The sequence below is a fragment of the Actinoplanes sp. NPDC048967 genome (genome assembly GCF_040649415.1).
Taxonomy (GTDB): Bacteria; Actinomycetota; Actinomycetes; order Mycobacteriales; family Micromonosporaceae; genus Actinoplanes.
The window spans coordinates 32,328-51,680 of sequence record NZ_JBEZFL010000017.1 but is presented as its reverse complement, the minus strand read 5'-3'; the positions used below and the strand labels follow the sequence as shown (position 1 = coordinate 51,680).

Here is a 19,353-nt window from a genome sequence, read left to right as displayed (position 1 = left end):
CGGTGAAGAGGACACCCTGTAGGGAGTCTGGACGTGTGGATCTTGAGAATGAGGCCGCCGTCACCGGTGTCTGTGCAGGCCAGGTGCCTGACAGGCGGGAGAGACAGGGCTCGTCTGGGGCCTCGTGTCGCAGACACCCCCAGACGAGCCCCTGATGCCGCACCCGGACGAGCCCCTGGACGCTTCGCCCTTCAGCGGTCGCGGTCGGCCATCCGCCGTTTCATCGCCGTGCGAGCGAGTTGCTGCATCGGCGGTTCCTCCCCGGCGGGGAGGTTGGCGGCGGCGCATGCCAAGCGGATCGCGGTCGGTTCCCCGTCCGGTGCTGCGGGCGGGTTGGTGACGAAGGTGAACGCCGGCAGTTCCCGGTTGCCGACCAGCAGTCGGGCCGTGGCGGTGTAGACGTCGAGGTGGGCGAGGTCGTGTTCGTCCAGTTCGGGTTTGGTGTGCCGCGACAGCTCCCGCGCATCGGCCGGGTCGACGTTGAAGAACACCTTCGAGCGGGCGTTGGCCGACACGGCCGCGGCGATGTCCTTCGGTAGTTGGGCGAGGTCCTGATGGGCCAGGACCATGCCGAGCCGGTACCCGCGTGCCTCGGCCAGCATGTCCCCGACGCTGCCGGGCAAGGTGAGGAAGTTCTGGACCTCATCCACGTACAGGCAGGCGTCTTTGCGCTGGTCCTCGGGAATGGCGGCGCGGGCGATGGCGGCCTGCCAGACCCGGGCGACGATGAGCGAGCCGAGGATCCGGCTGGTCTCCTCCCCGAGGGTGCCTTTGGGGAGCCGGCACAGCAGCACCCCACCGTCGAGGATCTTGCGCATGTCGAACGAGCTGTGGGCGTTGCCGATCACGCTCTTGACGAAGTCGCGCAGCAGGAACGCCCGCAGCCTCGCTAGAACCGGGGCGATGACCTGGCCACGGAAGGCCTCGTTGATGCCGTCATACCACATCCAGAACCCGCCGAGCCCGTCCGGATCGTCCAAACCGTGGGTGAACCGGCCGCGGAACTGCCGGTCCTGCAACAGCGACGGCACCAAGCTCAGGGTGGGTTTGGCGTGCCGCATTAGTGTGAGGCAGGCGACCCGCATGGTGTCGTCCATGCGTGGCCCCCACTGCCCTTGGAAGATCTTCGCGAAGATCCCGACGAGGTTGTCCACCGCCAGGTGCGGATCGCCCTGATCGTCGAGCGGGTTGAAGCAGCCGGGATTCTCCTGATCCGGGTCGATGATGACGATCTTGTCGGCGTACGAGGCGGGAAGCCGGTCGAGGATGTCGTTGACCAGGTCCCCGCGCGGGTCGATGACCACCGTCCCGCGTCCGGCTTTGATGTCGCCGAGGATCAGATTTAGCAGCAGGGTCGACTTGCCGACACCAGTCTTGCCGACCACGTGCATGTGCTGCCGCGCGTCGGTGACCTTGAGGCCGACGCTGTGATGGCCGACCTGCGAGCGGCCCAGCACCTTCACCCCACGACCGCCGGACGGCACCTGCACCGGGGCCGGCACCGCCTTCGCCCGAGCCCGGTCCAAGCCCGGCACCGCCAGGTCCTGTGGCAGCGCCGCCAGAGCCGCGAGCTCCGGCACAGTGGCCAGGAAGCCACGCCGCAACCGACGCCCGGCGAGAGTCGCGACCGGATGCGGCATCTTCATCCGGCGCAGCCGGTTCGGACCGGTGTACGCAGCAGCGGCCGAGGCGATCGTGTGGCTCAGAGCCGCCAGCCGTTCACGGATCTGAACGGCCCGTTCTGGGTCAACAGGAGCCTTCGCCGGGTCAGCGGCGACAGCGAAACGCGGGGCGATCTCGAAGTGCGGCACCCGCACGGCTTTGTCCACGACCGTGCGCGCATCGGCGCCGGCGACCGGATCCCGGACCTCCGGGCGCGAGAGACTCCGGGTGGTCCCGGCCGGCCGGGAGGGTCCAGGCAGGAATACCTCGAGCAGCCACAGCAGCGGCTCGATGATCAGCCTCGCCACACCGGAAGCCATTTGGGTGGCGACGTCAGGCCGACCGTGCGGATGGTTGCTCGCCGTGGCGGCCGATCGGCGGGCGACGCGGACGCGGCGGGCCGAGGCCGGGCGAGCGAGCACCTGGACGCAGGCGTGTTCGCGGTGCCGGACCTCGGCCCCGGCTGACAGCAAGGCCCGCAGCGGGTCGACGTCGTGCTCGACACGCAACGGCAGCGCGTCAGAGTGCTGCGGCCAGTGCGCCCCGCCGGCCTGCTCAGCCACCGTGAAGGGGATCGGCGGGCCAACTTCCTCGATGGTCATGGTGGAAGCGGGCCACGCCGCCCGGACGGCGGCTTCGACTGCGCCGGGCGGCACCGTGCCGGGCACCCATACCCGGATCGAAAGCGCTCGGCCGGTCCACGTGTACTCCCACCCGACGTGCGGATAGCCGTACACCCTGCGCCGCCATACCGACGGCGTGAGCACCCCTACCAGGGTCGTCCAGAACGCGGCGGCGGCTTCGGCCGTGACCTCCGGCGGCGCGGCGACGACTACCCACCGCGCGCCGGTGACGAATCGGCGGTGCCGCCAGGCCAGGATCTGGTCATGGCCGAACACCGCCGCGACGATCGCGGCGGCGGCGATCAAGCCCAGCCATGGCCGGAAGATGATCCAGTGACCGACATCGGCGGGCCACGTTGAGGGTGTCATTCGTCCTCCCCGAGCCCGGTCACGGCTATTCGGTGCTCGGCCGCCGACCCGACACTGCGGAACGGGATCCGGCTGCGACCGGCGACGAGCAGACCCTCGCCGCGCGGTGCCGACAGCAGCAGACGCGCTTCCCCCGCGGTGAGGTTGAACGCCTCCTTTACGGAGCCGATGGACTGGGTGGATTGGCGCATCAGGATCTGCGTCGCGGCGTTCGACACCACGGCCAGGCCGAGGTCGGTGGACAGCACATCAGCGGCGTCCTGGGTGATCACGCACAGTCCAGCGAGGCGTTTGCGCGCTGCCTTGGACATGCGGAACAGAAACCGGGCGCCTTCGCCGTCGCGCATCAGCAGCCACGCTTCGTCGACCACGACGAGTTGCCGCCGGCGTGATCCCGTGGCTGGGTTGTCGATGCCCGACCAGATCGCATCGAGCGCCAGCAGGGTACCCACCGTGCGCAGCTCATCGGGCAGGTGCCGCAGCGACCAGACTATGAGGTGCCCGCTGGGTCTGGTGGTGGTCGGCCCGTCGAGCAGGCTTGCGAAGTTTCCGACCGTCCACGGGACGAGCCGGGCAGCGAGCTGCCCGGACGCCGGATCCGCGTCGACGGAGAGGGCGTCAGCAAGGTCACGCATCAGCGGTGGGGGCTTGCTCCAGGTGGCCGGATCAGCGGTGATCCCGGCCTTGTTGTAGGTGGCGGTAATGGCCCGGTCCAGGGCGGCTCGTTCGGCCGGCGGCGGTGTCGAGCCGAGCATGACCGCGATCAGCGTGTGCAGGTACAAGCCGCGCCGGGTCAGGGTGTCCGCCCGCTTGTCGTCGGGCAGGTCGAAGGGGTTGACCCGTACGCCCGGCAGACCGAGTTGCACGACGGTGCCGCCGACATGCTCGGCCAGGGCCGTGTACTCGTCTTCGGGGTCGATGACCGAGACCGTCATGCCCTGGTAGAGGTTGCGCAGGACTTCCAGCTTGACGAAATACGACTTGCCGGCGCCGGAACGGGCCAGGACCACGCTGTTGTGGTTGTCCTGCGCCCACCGGTTCCACAGCAGCACCCCGTTGCTGGTGGTGTTCACTCCGTACAGCACGCCGTCGGGCGCGGTGACGACGCCCGGGACCGGGGCGGGAAGGTCCGCCGAGGCAAGCGGAAACGCCGCCGCCAACGCGGTGGTGTCCAGGACGCGGCGCATCCGAAGCGGGTCCACCCCGACCGGCAGCGTGGAGATCCAGCCCTGCTGGTGACGGAACGTCGCCGGTTGCAGATCCAGCAGCACACTGGCGGCGGCTGACTTCACTCCGGCCGTGACGGTGGCGAGTTCGTCCAGGGTGCGGGCATGGACGGTGACGTAGATGCCGACCTCGAACAGCTTCGCCGCGCCTCGGGCAACCCGCTCGGCGAGGTCGGCGGCGTCGGCGGCTGCGACCTCGGTCATCGGGTCGCCCAGGCGGCCGGAGTCGGCGTCCAGCCGGCGCGAGGACTCCAGGCGGGCGCGTTGGCGCTTGAGCATCGGCGCGGCCAGCTGCCCGGCCACCGGGTTCAGGTGGACGGCCACGTCAACCCGGCCGGGGTACGACAGCAGCGGGTCAAGCCAGGCCGGGCCGACCTCGGCCGGGTATCCGCACACCGCGAAAGTGGCGGCGTATCCGTCGCCGACCTGGACGTGTGCCGGGCTGACCGATAGAGCGGCCGGAGAGGGCATGCCGCTTGCGACCGCCGTTGTGTTCTTTGTCAGGTTCACGATGAGCTCCGGAAGGTGATTGGGGTGCCGGGTACCGCGCGGCGACCGGGCACCGGGGGACGGAACGGATCGACAGAGTTGGCGAGGGCTGCGGCGACGGCTGGTCCGTCCAGCGGTGTGGCCTCGATGCCGAGGCCGGACAGGGCTCGTACGGCACCGTCCGCCGCGTGCTCGCCGGTGACGACGGCGAGGACTTGGCGGTGCAGCGGATCACGCTCGGCGTCGAGGTCGATCAGGAACGCTGCGTAGTCCTCGGCGGCCATCTGCAACGCCGGATGCGGCAACCGCGGCGCGAAGTCGGTCGTCGCCTGCGCGTGAGCGGTCAGGTCGTGTCGTTGCGCGGCTACGAGAAGCTGCGCGGGTCCGGTCAGGCTGTTGAGGAACCGGCCGAACCCGTCCAGCAAAGCGGCCTGCTCGCTGCCGGTTCGCAGATGGATGTTGGTGGTGCCGCAGGCGATCAGCACCTTGTCACGGCCCTCGCTGGTGAGAACTCCAGCCGGGCTGATCGTGGTGACCGGTGAGCGCAACGGCGCCGGGACACTCGGTTTGCCGGCCACTACCGCGACTGCGCTGGCTCGCGCCGTGCCCGGGGTGAGCGTGCGCGGGCTGTGCGACAGCGTGAACCCGTGCCGAAGCCACACGTCCAACGGCAGACCGTCACGACGGCCGAGCGCCACGACCGCGGCGACCGCGAACGTCAGGATCCCGGCGGCGACCCACACCGCGGGCGGCAGCAACGGCCCGAAGGTGCGGTAACAACCGAACCCAGCCAGGCCGGTGCCGCCGAGGATGGCGAGCTGCCGGAAAGTGAGGCCGAACGCGATCCGGTCCGGTTCTGCGACGTTCGCCGGAACCACGGCGCGTGGGACGCTGTCCGGCTCGGTCATCGCACACCCCGCAGTACCGGGATCCGGCGGGTGATGCCCTGGATGAACACGGCCCGAAGCAGGACTCCGCCGATGTTTGGTGCACCCCTGCTGGTCACGAACCGCCGCATCATCGAAGGGATCCTGACGGTCACCCAGAGCACACCGACGACGAGTATCAGGTTCAACGTGTCCGAGCCCGGCAGGCCGAGCAGGATCGGCAGATTCGCCTCCGGGCCGATCAGCAGGTCGATACCCGCCGAAAATGCCACGGCCTGCAACGCCGGCGTCGCCAGGCAGCCCAGGAGCGTCCGCCACCACAGTTGCGCGGCACCCTGCGTCCACGGCGTGGCGTAGCAGGCCAAAGCCGCCGGTGCGATGCCGGCGAGGACAAGCAGGACGCCGATGCGAGTGAGCCAGGTGCCGACGAGCGTGAACATCAACACGACGATCAGCACGCCGATCACGGCAACCAGGAAGGCCGAGCCTTCGTCGGTCAACGCCGCGGTGACCCGTACGCGCACGAAGTTGATCGTCTCGGTGGTCGGCGCTGAGGCGCGGGTCATCGATACCGTGAGGGCGTTGGCGATGGTGATGAGCTGACTGGTCAGCGGAATGGAGAAGGCGGACAGGACGAATCCGACGATCAGCCCTGGAAGCATTTCCTTTATGCCGTAACGCATCTCGAGCGAGTCGCCGATCATGGTGGCGATGCCCACGGCGATGATGGCGAGGATCAAGCAAGCGTCGACCACCAGCGCGCTCTTGCCGGCGATCGACGCGACCTGCGGCAGGACGGTGACGTCCGGCGACAGGAACAGCGAGGACGCCAGGAAGGCCAGCAAGCCGCCGAGAAGGTCGGTGACCCTCTCGGCGAGCCAGCCGACCAGGCCGTCCATCAGCCAATCGGTCATCGCGATCAGCCGCCGAGGATGCTCTGCAGGACCTGCAGAATGACCGGGGACAGGACAGCGAGCGCGTAGCCGATCAGCGCGGACTTGAAGTTGCCCTTGGCCTGCTCGGCCTGGGCAGGGTCCCCACCGGCGGACATGTAACGCAAGGCGCCGACTGTCAGGAACAGCGTGGCGACCACGGCGATGATGCCCATGATCCAGCCGGTAAGGCCGTCGATGACTTGAGGGATGGTCTTGGGCGCTGCCAGTGGTTGCCCAGCGGCTGCGGTGGCGAGGTCGGACAGAACGGAGATAGTCGTTGACATGGCGGCGCTCCACAGAGGCTCTGCGGGCCGTCGCGGCGGGGACCGGGCGAAGACGTGGTGGTCCGGTGGGGGCGCTCCTCCCTTGCGTGAGGCGAGGGATCGCAGTGTCAGTACGCCGCGCCAGCCGTGCCGGACCGAGGACTTCGCCGCGACGGTGGTCCCCGCCGGGCGGGCATGCCGTGGATGACATGCACCGCCCAGATCGCGGCTGTCAGGCCGATCGAACTCGGCCCGCACCTGTCACGCCCTGACACGGACCATCAGCAACCCGGCGCCGGCTCTCCGAGCAGGTGATCCTGACGGTCTGACGAGCCCGCCCGGCCAGCCTCAAGTGGCCCCACCACGAGTGCCTCTGAGGTTCGCCGCTTCATGACGCTGCATATGCGGCCTTGGTTGGCACCCGCGCTTTATCGGCGGCAGACATCCCGTGTTTTTCGATGTCAAGTGGTTGGCTGCAGATGGGCCCACGCGATGGCTTCGTCGTAGGCGGTCTTGGTCTTGAGGCAGCCGTGCAGAATGCCGACCAGACGGTTGCCGAGCTGACGCAACGCGGCTTGGTGACCGATGCCTCGTTCGCGAAGCGCCTGGTAGTAGGCGCGGGCGCCGGGTGAGCCGCGCATCGCGCAGACCGCCCACTGATGCACGGCGTCGGCGAGGCGCCGGTTGCGGGCGTAGCGGGCCAGTACCACCCGACGGCGCCCGGAAGCGCGGGTGATCGGCGAGGTGCCGGCGTAGTTGCGGCGCGCTTTCGCATCGGCGTAGCGGTCCGGGTCGTCGCCGAACTCGCCGAGGATCCGGGCGCCGAGCACGATGCCGAGGCCGGGCAGGCTCAGGTAGCGCTCAGCGTCCCGGTGCCGACCAAAATGCTCGGCCATCACCCGGCCCAACTCATCGATCTCGTTGTTCAAGATGTTGATCAGCTGGACCTGGCTGGACACGATCGCGGCATAGGCCGTCTGCACCGGCCGCGGCTGGCGAAGCTGCTGGGTCTTGAAGATCTGCTGGATCGTGGTGGCCCTGCCTTCGAGGTCACGCCGGCCGGCCCGGCGCAGCACGGCGACGACGGTCAACCTGGCAAGCCGGGCGGCCTGGTCCGGGTCCGGAGCACGGTCCAGCAGTTCGAGGGCGTCGCCGGCGGCCAGATCGTCGAAGGCCTGCAGGGCGGCGGGGAAGAACTCCCGCAACACCGACCACAGTCGCAGGACCTGCCGGGTGCGGTCCCAGACCAGACTTTGATGGGCTCTGGCCAGAAGTTTCACCGCTTCGGCCGCAGGGCTGTCGCCGGCGACCTGCCGGTGACGGTCGTGGTCCAGGCGCACGATCTCGGCCAGCACGTGGGCGTCACCGGCGTCGGACTTCGCGCCCGAGGTGGAATGCCGTTCCCGGTATCGGGCCGACGACATCGGGTTGATCGCATAGACCTGGTAGCCGGCGGCGAGCAGGGCCTGCACCCAGGTGCCGCGATCGGTCTCGATCCCGATGCCCACCCGGCCCGACGCCTGCGCCGGGTCCAGATCGGACCACGAATCGGGCATGTGCTCGGCGACCAACGTGTGCAGCCGAGTGATGCCTTCCAGCCCTTCGGGCAGCCTCGCCCGGGCCAGCCGTCGGCCGTCCTCATCGAGGATCTCGATGTCGTGGTGGTCCTCGGCCCAGTCGTCACCTATCCAGATCATCTCGCACCTCCAACTCCGAAAACTGCTGGTAGCAGCGCGGAGGAGACGCCAGCGATCTAATAGTCAAGTGCTCACCACGACCGCGGGGCACGTCATCTCATCAGCTGTCTCATCTCCTCACGACCAGCGGGCGCACGGTCTGCCGCAAGACCTCAACAGGGTCCGAAGAGTGGAGTGCTGACCCGCCAGCCGCTACTGGAGCCATCCTGCACCTACAGGCTGACGGAACCTATTAGAAGAGGACGTTGACTTTGAGCGACTCATGCGAGTGTCAGGCGTCCCGACGACTAGTGGCGTAATAGGCGTACAGCGCGTTGAGTTGTCCGACCCAGAATGCTTGCTTCACCGTTGCAGAGGACCGATGCGGCAACAGCCCCAAATCCGCGGCCAAGGCGTAGAAGCCGGGGCCAGCATCGTTGATGTTCAGGTACTGCACCAAGGCCGATATCAGAAGGCCGGTCGTTGGACGGTTGCGTTCGACGATCAAACCGAGCAAGTGTCCCATCGCGGCACGTTCGCTGTCCTGCTCGAAGTCAAACCCGCGTATGCCGGTCCGCCGGCGTAAGGTGGTGTCGAGCTCCGTATATGTCGTCGTCTTCTCAAGCCGTGCGCGCTCGACGAGGAACGCCAAGCCGGCAGAGGTCAAGTCGTCCCACTCCTCTTCGGTACGTCCGTAGCCAGCCATCGCCTGTCCTCTACGCGGCCGAGTCACTCCCCTGCTCCCGGTCGAGAGCATCGGCGCCAACGCCGTTTTACCACTCTGAGGCGTAGGCCGCCACCGCCGGACGGACGCCATGGTTTGCGACGGCGGCTGTGCGTCCGAAAGTGTGCGACGAGCGTACATCCCGGCATTCACGTCTGCGAGAAGGAATCCTCGACAAGGGTACCCTCAGCGGTCATGACCGCTGAGATGGAAGGCGTCGGCGACGACGGAGAGTGGATCGATTGGCCGTTCGACCCATGGCTCCTGGATTTCCTGGCAGTCAAAGCCGTGGCTGAGCCAACGCCCTCACCGCTGACTCGTGGCACTCTCGCCGAGGCCGAGCGCCTCACAGACGACCTGTTGTCTGGCCCTAAAGCAGCGCGCCGGAGTCAACTGACTCGAACGATTGGCTATTGGATCTACGACACATACTGGTTCCCGGGAAGCGACAATCCGGTTGAGGAACGAGGTCGGCCGTTGCACTCGTGGGTCGATCACTACATCGCTTGGGATACGACCACCCAACCCCTCGGAAGGGTTGGTAGCAAGTGTTTCGATGCCGCCTACGATCTCGTCACAGCGCTGACCGCTGACCCCGTTGGCCAGCGAGACGTATTCGTCAGACAGGTAAGTGGGTTCATCCACGACGCTTACCTTCACGACTGGTGGACTGAGGTCCCCGGTTGAGGAGGAGGAGGAGGAGGAGGGGTGGTCGTCGTCGCTGCTGACGACCTCGCTATCAACTGGTGATGACTTAAGTCAGCGCACGCACAGCGGCATGAGAGTAAACTCAAGACTTGAAATAATTCGATCGGATCACAATGGACTGAATGCGCTTTAGGTGACCTTAGAGGCATCCCCGTTCTGTAGAATATACCTGCCACCAACAAATACGATAGCAGCCGCGGCGGCAGCGCCGGCCCCTAGTACAACCTTCTTGTAAACCCCATCCAGGAAATGCTTATTTTCGGAGTCCTTTGCGGACTCCTGCCTCGCCGTCTCCATCATTTGCGCGATGAGATACTGAGTCTGCTCCCAGTCCAGGTCGTCGTGCAAAAGCTTCGCTTTCAGTACCTCTCTAATATCTCGGAAAGCCTGGTGCACCTGGTCCTGGCTGTGCGAGTTGGCATTCAGCGTGGACTCGTGCTCCCGCTGCAGAATCTCTAGCGACGCGGTGAGGAATTTCGTATATTCGGGGAGTTGCTCGATGACTTTAAGAGCGACCTCTTTGTCCATGTCCGGCATCATCGCTGCAAACTGGAACACTTTATCTTTTGATAGGTTTCTCCATGTGTCAATCCCGAGGGCCTTCTTCACGTCGGCTTCGTTCGTGTACACCATGCGGCGCCTCCAGGAAAAACGTCACTTCCGGCTCGACAGCATAGCCCAGTCGGCAGGTCTGCTGTTATCCCCTCAAGCAACCCTTTCGCGCCGCAAGTCGAGAAGGCGCGGAGAATCTGTCCGAGCCCAAAGCTGGGCTGGCCAAAAGTTCGAGCTCGGACCGATTACATACGAGTTGACGCGTACCAGTGAACCCTGCGTGCACCATCTTCGGCAAATGCGGACGCCACCAGAGGCACTGAGCGCCACCCTGCGTAGCCGAACGAGCCTCATGGAGGGTGGTCGACCATTGCGATCGGTCGGCATTTCGCGATTTCGCGCTCGCGCTTGTCTACGGCGAGACTGTCATGATCGCTTCAAGGACAAGCGCCGGAACTACGTCGAGGGCAGCGTCGAGTAGGTGCTCGGTAGCGTTGGCGTCGCCGCCGTCGTCGATGCGGATCAAGTGCGCCCACGTGTCGGGCGCGTACCGAGCCAGCATCGACAGTCCGAACAGCGTGCCCCACCAGGCGATGATCGGATGCAGCGGTGCCGTCATGCCCGGCAGCGCCGGGAAGACCCACCAGTCGTCGAAGCCTCGGTACCGGGTGGCCTTGAGCTCGCGGGCGGTGTGTTCGTACTCGGGTGTGCCGGGTGCCGGCCAGCGCCAGTTTAAGGACAGGCTCAGCGCATCGGTGGACCCGTATGGCTGCCACTGCGGCGTCGAGTCGGCGAGCGGGAAGGTCCAGCCAGCGAGACTTGGGTAGCTGGCCAGGAACCGTTGCAATTCCTGCGGGTCGTTCACCCAGTTTTTCTGCACCATGGGCGGCACGTAGCCGAGGGTCATCGTGTAGTAGCCGTCGTCGTGGGTAGGTTTCTCCGCTCCTCCTTCAGCGCACAGCACCGGAGTACTCGTGCGAGTTCGCAGCGGGACGGCTTTCGCTTCGGGGATTAGGTCCCAGATATCCGCCAGGGTGATTTTGACGTTTGGGGGCATGATCTCGGCGCCGAGCGCCCGCGCTACACCTGGGAGAAGGCCGGTGCCTTCGGCCTTGATGACAACCTTCCCGACGCTACGCACTTTGATGCCGGGGGCCTTGATACCGTGGCCTTCGAGCCGCCATGGAATCTCGCGAAACACCTGCTGGCCGGAGTTCTGCTCGTCAGGAATCTCGATGCTGAGGGGAAGAAGTGGCGAGGCAGCGGCGATCGCTCTGCCGCCTTGCGCCAAAGCGTAGAAAAGCTGAATTGGTCGGCTCGCGTACCCGGATATCTCCGCAGCTTCCATGAGCTGCTGGGACTGCTCCAAGGCGGCCTGGAAGACCGCAGCCCGGTCCCGGCTTACGGCGGCACCTGGCGGGGACACACGCAGTCCCCTCAGCTGGCGCCACACCTCGGCGCGCGACGGCAAAGCCAAGTCCCGGAACGTCACCACCGGATGACTCTAACGATCCTCGGCGCCGCCTGAATGCTCCGGTGCGGCCTCCGTGCCGCGGGGGAGCGGCTCAAGCGGCCAGGTCGTCGGTGAGGTGCGTCGACCGGTATGAGCCGGATAGATTACCCCGGATGACGGCGGCGGCCACGACTCGTTCGGCGCGGCGCCGTCGCATCCGCAGTGCCGACGCTGTGGTGCCCTGCTCGGCGGCGAGCTGCTCGATCAGTGCGTCACCGAACCGGGTAGCACTGATCAACTCGGCGGCCTCGTCCGTGATCAGGCCGGCGGCGGCGGCCCGGCCGAGCAACAGGTCCGGATGCCCGTACGGCATGCGCGGTGTCCGCGAGCCGGTGGGTAGATCGGTCGGCAGCTCTTCACCGTCGTCGCCTTTGATGACGGCAGCTCCAGCCCGCCAGGCCGTCCAGCATATCCTCAGCCACAGCCGTGGGGCGTCGAGGTCGATGGTCCGCAGCGCTTGCAGAAAGGCAGCCAGGACTTCCGAGTCGACGTCCTCGGCGAGCCGGGTTTGGCCGCGGCTGACCTTCGCCGCCAAGTGCGTCAGCGCTGGCAGAGCGACGCCGATCGCGCCCACAACCCAGGCCGGCCCCCACTCGCGGGCGTGGCGGGCGAGCTGACGCCACAGGATGTCGGTGGTGTCGCTGTCGAAGCGCTCGTACACCAGCAGCATGCGCAGCTCGTTGAGTGGCAGCGTGGTGTCCGGTAGTCCCGGCACTGGGCGGGCGTCGAAGACCAGTGGCGCCGGTTCGCACGTCAGCAGGTCGAAAGCCTTCTCGGCGGTGGTCAGCGCGGTGCCTGCCGTCCGGATCTGGGCTGTTGCCATGATCGTTGTCCCCTCGACGGGAGCGCTTCGCCTGGTGCGACGGCTCCGAGACGTCGATTGGGACAGCCGGTGCTGACACCAGGGCCGGTTGTCAGAACGGTGCAGGTCATGACCGGTTCGGACAGCCTGGGTTGCTGTCCGGCGGCCTGGGTGACCGGTTCTGTCAGGGCGGGGCCGGGTTCGATCGGCCTGACAGATGCGATCTAGGGATCGTCAGTACGCCCGCCGGTCCGGGGGCCACCATGCCGATGACCGACAGAAACCGCCACCAAGCACCGGATCCCGTTGGGGATGTGGTGCCCGGCGACCCGCCCGTGCCGATCACCGTCTGGCCGGTACCCGCCCCGAAACAGGGCGAGACCATGTCCAACGCAATGGGCATCCGGATCGTCCACAACCTCACCCACCCGACCGATCTGATCATCGACCTCACCACCGGGCCTCAGCTGGCCCGCGCCATCATCGCCGCCGGACGCCGCAGCCACCTCCAAGACCCCCGGCCCTTCGGGTGGGGATGGCAGGAGGTGACTTTGATCGTCACCGGATGGCCGGCAGACGAGCCCGCAGCGGTAGGCGAGTTCTTTGTCCGTTGCGGCAGCAGCCTCGTGCCGGGCGGTTGCATGGCGGTGCTCCTGCCGCACGGCGACGTCGTTCTGCCGGTCGACGTCATCGTCGCCGCCAGGAAGGCCGGGTTGGCGTACCTGCAGCACATCGTGGCCGCGGGTCGGACGCCCCGCCGGGGCGAGCAAACCCACCTCGACATTCACACCGACGTGCTGATCGTGACTCGCAGCGCTTCGGGGAACGGAGGCGTTGATGACGTCTGACCACATCATGCCGGTCACGTCGGTCTGGCTGACCTGCCAGACGCTAGCCCGCGACCAGCGGCGAGGCCGCTACGTCCCACAGACCTCCAGCCACCCCGGCAAGATGCTGCCGAACCTGGCCGCGCACGCGATCAACTCGTTCACGACACCGAGCGACTTGGTGCTCGACCCGATGTGCGGCTCCGGCACCACCCTGGTCGAAGCCATGCATCTGGGCAGAGAGGCCATCGGGATCGACATCGAACCGCGGTACGCCGACCTGGCCGAGGCCAACGTCGACCTGGCCGCGTCCCAGGGCGCGGCCGGCACCGCGAAGGTCCTCACCGGCGACGCCACTGCTCTGCTCGATCTGGTGCCCGCGTCCGCGGTCGGCCGGGTCGGGCTCGTACTCACCTCACCGCCGTACGGACGCGGAACTCACGGCCTCGTCAAGGCAACGAGCACCGGCGTACGCAAGCGGGACCACCTGTACGGGGACCGGGAACGCGGCAACCTCGCCTATGCGGGATGGTCCCGACTCCTCGACGGGTTCGCCACGATCCTGGCCGCATCCTACGAACTGCTGCGCCCCGGCGGGTCCGTGGTGATCACCTGCCGGCCGGTACGCCGCCAGCGCGACGACCTGATCGACCTTCCAGGCGAACTGCTCGCGGTCGCGCAGTCCGTCGGACTCGTTCCGGTGCAGCGGTGCGCCGCGATGCTCGCGGCGGTCCGCGACGGGCAGATCATCCACCGCGCCTCCATGTTCGGGCTGATGGCAGTCCGTCGTGCCCGCACCGAAGGCGTCCCCGTCCACCTCATCGCGCACGAGGACGTCCTGGTCCTGCGCCGCTCCTAACCTCGACCGGCCTCGGCCCGAGCTGTCAGACCGTGACAGATCTGCCGACCTGACAACACGAAGACGCATCGCTGCAGCGCACTTAACCTGGAACCTCTTTCTTATATCCGCTGCCCAATTCGACGCCTTCCGCGTAGGCATTGCGCCCACCCCTCGGGTCGGCCGCCAATCGCCAGCCTCGAATCCGGCATCCATAAGGCTCCACGCCCGTCGCTCGCAACTACGGATGCGGCATCACCCAAACCCATTTGAAGGCGGCCACCGCTCGGTGGCCGCCTTCTGCTGTCCGCAGGAGGACCACATGCTCGTCCCCGCCTGGTACCTACCCGACACCGACTGGTTCGCTCAGCTCCGCGACGCTCCTCAACCCGCCGGAGAAACACGCGCTGTCCTCGACCGGCTCGACCACCTTCTCCGCGATGAGCCGGCCTTCGGACCGGACCAGACTGTCGCTGCGACGTACGTGATTTTGCTCGGCGTTGAGCATCTCGGTGACGCCATGGCGCACGCCGCGGGAGTCCACGACCTGGGCGACGTGGTCAGGCTGTTGTGCGGCCTCAACCTTGCCGTCGCCCACCTGACCCAGACCGTCCAGCGCATCGCCGGACACGCCGACGATCGGTCGATCCGCGGTCTGGATCGCGCGTCCGGAGGTGCCCTCGACGCCTTCGCCGACCACCTCGGCGCCGCCGGCGCGAGCGGCGAAATCCTCGCCGGACATCTCAAGGAAGCCCACCTGCTTCTGCGCACGTTCACCACGCAATAGCGGCTGAGCAGCAGCTCGCCACTCCCGGCCGATGCCCGGCCGGACCGCGGACCCATCGCGCATCCCTCCGGGCACGGCTGACAGCCGTGCCCGGATTCGCCCCCTCAGTGGAGGAATCTCATGGCACCCGAGCGCATTCAACCGCCCATCCCATCCGTCATCGTCGTCTATCACAACGTCGAGAGTCCGTTCCGGCCGTACGAGCCAGGCCACGAACTCACCCAGGTCATCTCCTGCTACCGCGACCCGAACACCACGGCGGAGGAGAACGCGGACTGGGCGTTCCACGTGTTCAACGCCGACCTCGACCACCTCGAGGTCAGCCGCTCCCAGCCCGGCGGCGAGACCGATTTCCTGTACGCCTGCACCTACCGGATGCTGGGTCTGCGATCAATGTCGGTGGGCGACGTCGTCTCGATTACCACCGGCGGCCGAAGCACCTGGTTGGCGTGCGACCCGGTCGGCTGGCGGCACATCGAGGAACCGGCGAACCGCGCCGGTAGCGCATTCACCTCTCGCACCGTCTACGAACAAGCAGCCGCTGGATTGAGCCACCAACTCGAGTCCGGGCAAACGTCGACAGATGGCGCTATGCGGCCGGCCGCCGAAGTGACCAGCGCCGATCCGGAGGCAAACGCGTGGCGGATCGTGACGAACGCGCTCGAAGTAGAGCTACGGCATCGGTTGCTCGCATTGGTCACCGGTGAAATCTTGCCGCTGGAAACCGCCGAAGAAGTCCTACAGGCAAGTGGTCTCCACTCCTTGGGGCTCGACTGCGAGAAGCCGATGGGCAGCTCAGCCGAACCGGACCATTACGCCGACACGGGGCTCGAACCTCCCGCCCTCGGCGCCGGATCTGTCGCGGCAATCGGCACCACACGCGAGTGGGAGCGCGCCAGATACCTGCGCCACGCCGCACAGATCCGGAAAGCGCTGGTTGCCGCCCTCTACCACGGAGGCATCGATTCCCGGCCTGGCGCACACGGCCCGTACGCCATGATCGACGATCTGATCCGTGGCCTCGGCCTGCCCGCTCTGCCTCAAGCCCACCTATACGAGATCACCGCGACGATCCCGACAATCGTGAACGCTCCGTCCCCGGCGCAGGCGCGGATCGCCGCCTGGCGGCTGCTGCGCGATGCGTCCGCGACGACCCCCCAATACGGGATGCCCGTCATCGTCGCCGAAACCTTCCGGGAGCCGGTCATCACCGCTGAGGAAACCGGCAGCTACCGGGTCGTCTGGTACGAGACCTACCTGGTCTGCCTACGCGGCAGCATCCCGGCGCGGCGGCTCGCCGAAGCCGCAGTTCGCATTCAGCTCAGCCTCTTGGCCGACGAGGTCCCCGGCATCACCGATGCACCGCTGCACATCGACTACCTGGGTGAGCACGCCGACCACTGCCTCGACCCTTATCGCGACTGACCACGGTCACCACAGCAGGCCCGTACCCGGACACATCCGGATGCGGGCCTGCTGCCGTCTGGAAGAAGGGAAATCTTTCTCATGCTCACCATCGTCGAGCTCGCGGCAGTGCCACATGCCACGGCGAACGGCTCCCTCATCCTGTCCATCAACACGGTTACGCCCGCCGGGGAGACCCTGGGCGGCCTCCGCGATCTCAGCGTGGCAACAGGGCTGCCCGTCCACCGGCCGGTCACCATCACGTCCCGCATTGGCGGGTACTGCCTGGATCTCGGGGTTCGTTCGGAGAACGTCGAGATCACCGTCCTGCCCGCCGACGTCGATCGCCTCGCCGCCACGCAGCTCCGCCGCTGGTTCGGCCAACTGCTCTGCCTCGCCGGAACAACGAGTGACGACGGCGATCTCCGGTGACGGCGCCGCCCGACCACGGAGGCCTTCACCCCTACGTCGCCTCCGCACCCCTCCCGACACTCGAGACCACCGGCCTCACCTCGGTCATCAGTGCGGTGCGGTTCGTCTGGCACGGAGCGAGCTGCTCCTGGTGCCGCCGAACAGTCGCCCTGTGGAGCGACGGCGGCACCATCGAGGTCGGGCTCCGCATCATCCCGGCGACGCGACGCCGCCCGATCCGGCCACGCTGGTTCCAGATCTTCCGGCCCGCCGCAGCACCGCTCGTGCCGACTGTCTGTCCGTATCCGAGCTGTTCCAGCGCAGCCATCACTGACGCTCAGGCTGATGCCGGCCGATGGCTGGACGGCCGGTGGGCGCTGACCACTGGTCCGTTCACTCTCGGTCCGGAAACGCCGAACCACTGCCCCTATCCGGCGCACCCGCACACCTACCGGCTCCTCGACCAGGTCTACGTCGAACTGCGCGCTGCTCATCCCGACCTCGCGGCAGCCGCAGACGTCGCCGAACGCGAACGGCGCAAACGAGCGGCAAGACGCCGGTAAGCCAGTGCTTCGATCGCCAGCCCGACAAGCCACAGACGGCCTGCCGTGCGGCGGGCCGTCTCCACGTAATGGACCCGGGACGCCCGCCTACCAAACGACGCGTCCCGGGTTCTCCTGTGAAGGAGGACCACAGTGTCTCCGACCAGCACGATGATCGCCACGGGCGCCGCGGGCTATCTGCTCGGCGTGCTCACCCTCTGGCTCGTCACCCACCGCCTGCACTCCCAGCTGAGCTGTGCACGGGCCGCGTTGCTCCGCGATCCGCTCACCGGCCTCCGCAACCGCACCGGCCTGATCGCCGGCCACCACGACCTCGCCCGCAGCGGGCACGCCCTGATGACCCTGCTCATTGACGTCGACGGGTTCAAGGCCGTAAACGACACTTACGGACATCAGACCGGCGACGGACTTCTGACTGCGTTCGCCGCCCGCCTCACCGAGCTCACGGACCTGTACGGCGGTGTCGCAGCCCGACTCGGCGGTGACGAATTCGCCGTACTCATCCCCGCGAACGAGCACGACCCGATCCGCATCGCCGAGGCCGTTCACGCGGTCGTCTGCCAGCCGGTGACCACCGCGGCGCTCACGCTGAGCGTCTCCGCCAGCATCGGTTACACGGTGGGGTCCGCGGATCTCAGCGCCTCGCTGCACGCCGCCGACATCGCCATGTATCACGCCAAGCAGTCCGGCAACGGCCTGGCGACCGCATATCGGCCCGACATGCCTATGCCTGTTCGGCGGCCTCACCAACGTCGCCACCTGCGCGACCGGGGCGTGACCGAATGATGCAGCCACCTACGGAGATGGCCTGCGCCGTCTGCCTGACCCCGCTCAACACCCTCGACGACACCTACATCCACCCTCTCGGCCTCCGCACCGACCGGAGGCACCAGCCGGTACCCGTCCCCGCGACCAGCCTCGACACCGTGCGCCGCACCTGCGACTTCTGCAGCGACCCGCACCCGATCTGGACGCTTACCGGCGGCGACCTCGCGGCCGTCATCACCTCCACCACCACTGGTGGCGAACTGGTACAGAACTACGGTGATCGCTGGGCCGCCTGCACTCCCTGCTACCAGCACATTCGCCAGCGCCGATACGACCGGCTCACCGAGCGAGCTCTCCGAACGCTTCGCGCCCTCGATCCCGCCGCCCGGTCCAAGGTGGCCGAACTGCACCGACAGTTTCTCGCCGGGCTCCAGCCAGGCCGCGCACTGATCACCACCACCGCATGGCCGGCCACAGCCACCACCGCGCGCGACCTGCCGAGGATTCGAGACCGGCTCGCGGATTTCCTACACGGCTCGATCACACTCCCAGGACATCTCGACATTGACCGAAACGATCACGGCAGGCAGCTGGAACGAGGCCGTCTCTACTGGGTTGATCCGACCTTCACCGACCTGGCCACCATCGCGGCGACCAACCTGCCCACCGTCACGGTGCACGCTGACCTGGCTCCCGATGAAACCGGACTACTCGCCTGGGCGGCGCCCATCGGAGACTCCGCCGCGGTCACCTGGACGACGACCGATGCCGCCATCCACCTCGTCCGGTATCGCAACATCGGCGGGGGACTCGACGAACAACTACTGCAAACTGTCCGGCACGATGTCGGATGGCTCGCACCGATAGCGACACACGTTCTACCCGTCGGCTCCCGGCTGAATGACAAACAGCCAACTGGCGTCGCAGCCGTGCTGGCGACATGGCTTCTCATCGGGCAAGCTGCTGCCGAAACGTCGGCCATCGAGATTGATAAGCCGACCCGGAAGCGGTACGTCCGCCAGAACCGGCGCCTACCCGAAGTTCGGCTCGTGCGGCTCCGCAGTTCGGGTCAGGTGTCGCCCGGAGATCCTCGGCGGCAGAGTCAGACAGAAGGGCGCGCGCCCGCCGAGCGGGTCTGGGTTACCGGTCACTGGCGAAACCAGCCGTACGGGCCTCGCCGCGCCCTACGCCGACCCACCTACATCCACCCATTCCTCCGCGGTCCCGAAGACGCGCCGATCAAGCTCAGCACGACCGTGCGCATCCTCAGCGACGGCCCGCTCAAGCAGGACGACAATTGATCGTCAGCGGATCGAGCGGTGGGCG

At 67.2% G+C, this 19,353-nt stretch carries 19 protein-coding genes; 9 read left to right on the top strand and 10 right to left on the bottom strand.

The features are described from left to right. Positions 1-191: 191 nt before the first annotated feature. The 7 genes from AB0C12_RS43120 to AB0C12_RS43090 form a co-directional block, all read right to left on the bottom strand. A complete protein-coding gene (locus AB0C12_RS43120) occupies positions 192-2,591 on the bottom strand; it encodes a type IV secretion system DNA-binding domain-containing protein (RefSeq protein ID WP_360556934.1) in 2,400 nt (799 codons plus the stop codon). A gap of 59 nt (positions 2,592-2,650) precedes the next feature. Further along, positions 2,651-4,351, bottom strand: a complete 1,701-nt coding sequence (locus AB0C12_RS43115) for a DUF87 domain-containing protein (protein ID WP_360557040.1) — start codon at positions 4,349-4,351, stop codon at positions 2,651-2,653. Between the two features lie 35 nt (positions 4,352-4,386). Further along, positions 4,387-5,277, bottom strand: a complete 891-nt coding sequence (locus AB0C12_RS43110) for a PrgI family protein (protein ID WP_360556932.1) — start codon at positions 5,275-5,277, stop codon at positions 4,387-4,389. Next, on the bottom strand, positions 5,274-6,170 hold the full coding sequence (locus AB0C12_RS43105; protein WP_360556931.1) for a conjugal transfer protein TrbL family protein: 897 nt from the start codon (positions 6,168-6,170) through the stop codon (positions 5,274-5,276). Before AB0C12_RS43105 ends, AB0C12_RS43110 begins: the two co-directional genes overlap by 4 nt. A 5-nt stretch (positions 6,171-6,175) precedes the next feature. Next, entirely contained in the window at positions 6,176-6,475 is a 300-nt protein-coding gene (locus tag AB0C12_RS43100; RefSeq protein WP_360556930.1) for a pilin, read from the bottom strand. 440 nt (positions 6,476-6,915) lie between these two features. Beyond that, the gene (locus AB0C12_RS43095; RefSeq protein WP_360556928.1) at positions 6,916-8,151 is read right to left on the bottom strand and encodes an IS110 family transposase; all 1,236 of its coding nucleotides are present in this window, start codon (positions 8,149-8,151) and stop codon (positions 6,916-6,918) included. 271 nt (positions 8,152-8,422) lie between these two features. Next, on the bottom strand, positions 8,423-8,836 hold the full coding sequence (locus AB0C12_RS43090; RefSeq protein WP_360556927.1) for a hypothetical protein: 414 nt from the start codon (positions 8,834-8,836) through the stop codon (positions 8,423-8,425). Between the two features lie 213 nt (positions 8,837-9,049). Here AB0C12_RS43090 and AB0C12_RS43085 point away from each other — a divergent pair, with 213 nt between their 5' ends. Next, positions 9,050-9,541 carry a hypothetical protein gene (locus tag AB0C12_RS43085; RefSeq protein WP_360556925.1) on the top strand — a complete coding sequence of 164 codons (492 nt, stop codon included), beginning with the start codon at positions 9,050-9,052 and terminating at the stop codon, positions 9,539-9,541. A 150-nt stretch (positions 9,542-9,691) separates the two neighbouring features. On the opposite strand, the gene AB0C12_RS43080 is transcribed toward AB0C12_RS43085, so the two are convergent. The 3 genes from AB0C12_RS43080 to AB0C12_RS43070 all read right to left on the bottom strand — a co-directional run bounded on the left by AB0C12_RS43080 (position 9,692) and on the right by AB0C12_RS43070 (position 12,450). Further along, a complete protein-coding gene (locus tag AB0C12_RS43080; protein WP_360556924.1) occupies positions 9,692-10,195 on the bottom strand; it encodes a hypothetical protein in 504 nt (167 codons plus the stop codon). A 331-nt stretch (positions 10,196-10,526) separates the two neighbouring features. Then, a complete protein-coding gene (locus tag AB0C12_RS43075; RefSeq protein WP_360556922.1) occupies positions 10,527-11,609 on the bottom strand; it encodes a hypothetical protein in 1,083 nt (360 codons plus the stop codon). A 70-nt stretch (positions 11,610-11,679) separates the two neighbouring features. Beyond that, complete coding sequence (locus tag AB0C12_RS43070; RefSeq protein ID WP_360556920.1) at positions 11,680-12,450, bottom strand: hypothetical protein; 771 nt, start codon at positions 12,448-12,450, stop codon at positions 11,680-11,682. Between the two features lie 248 nt (positions 12,451-12,698). Here AB0C12_RS43070 and AB0C12_RS43065 point away from each other — a divergent pair, with 248 nt between their 5' ends. From AB0C12_RS43065 to AB0C12_RS43030, 8 genes are all read left to right on the top strand, one after another. Further along, positions 12,699-13,277 (top strand): hypothetical protein, encoded by a 579-nt coding sequence (locus AB0C12_RS43065; protein WP_360556918.1) that lies wholly within the window; start codon positions 12,699-12,701, stop codon positions 13,275-13,277. Beyond that, positions 13,267-14,115, top strand: coding sequence for a DNA methyltransferase (locus AB0C12_RS43060; RefSeq protein WP_360556916.1), 849 nt, complete (start codon positions 13,267-13,269; stop codon positions 14,113-14,115). Before AB0C12_RS43065 ends, AB0C12_RS43060 begins: the two co-directional genes overlap by 11 nt. A 301-nt stretch (positions 14,116-14,416) precedes the next feature. Then, positions 14,417-14,881: a hypothetical protein gene (locus AB0C12_RS43055; RefSeq protein ID WP_360556915.1), complete on the top strand. Its 465-nt coding sequence runs from the start codon at positions 14,417-14,419 to the stop codon at positions 14,879-14,881. Positions 14,882-15,001: 120 nt separating this feature from the next. Then, positions 15,002-16,306: a hypothetical protein gene (locus AB0C12_RS43050; protein WP_360556914.1), complete on the top strand. Its 1,305-nt coding sequence runs from the start codon at positions 15,002-15,004 to the stop codon at positions 16,304-16,306. Positions 16,307-16,387: 81 nt separating this feature from the next. Then, entirely contained in the window at positions 16,388-16,717 is a 330-nt protein-coding gene (locus tag AB0C12_RS43045; RefSeq protein WP_360556913.1) for a hypothetical protein, read from the top strand. Further along, positions 16,714-17,259 carry a hypothetical protein gene (locus AB0C12_RS43040; RefSeq protein ID WP_360556912.1) on the top strand — a complete coding sequence of 182 codons (546 nt, stop codon included), beginning with the start codon at positions 16,714-16,716 and terminating at the stop codon, positions 17,257-17,259. Before AB0C12_RS43045 ends, AB0C12_RS43040 begins: the two co-directional genes overlap by 4 nt. 132 nt (positions 17,260-17,391) lie before the next feature. Beyond that, positions 17,392-18,045, top strand: a complete 654-nt coding sequence (locus AB0C12_RS43035) for a GGDEF domain-containing protein (RefSeq protein ID WP_360556910.1) — start codon at positions 17,392-17,394, stop codon at positions 18,043-18,045. Between the two features lie 17 nt (positions 18,046-18,062). After that, a complete protein-coding gene (locus tag AB0C12_RS43030) occupies positions 18,063-19,328 on the top strand; it encodes a hypothetical protein (RefSeq protein ID WP_360556909.1) in 1,266 nt (421 codons plus the stop codon). Positions 19,329-19,353 lie beyond the last annotated feature (25 nt).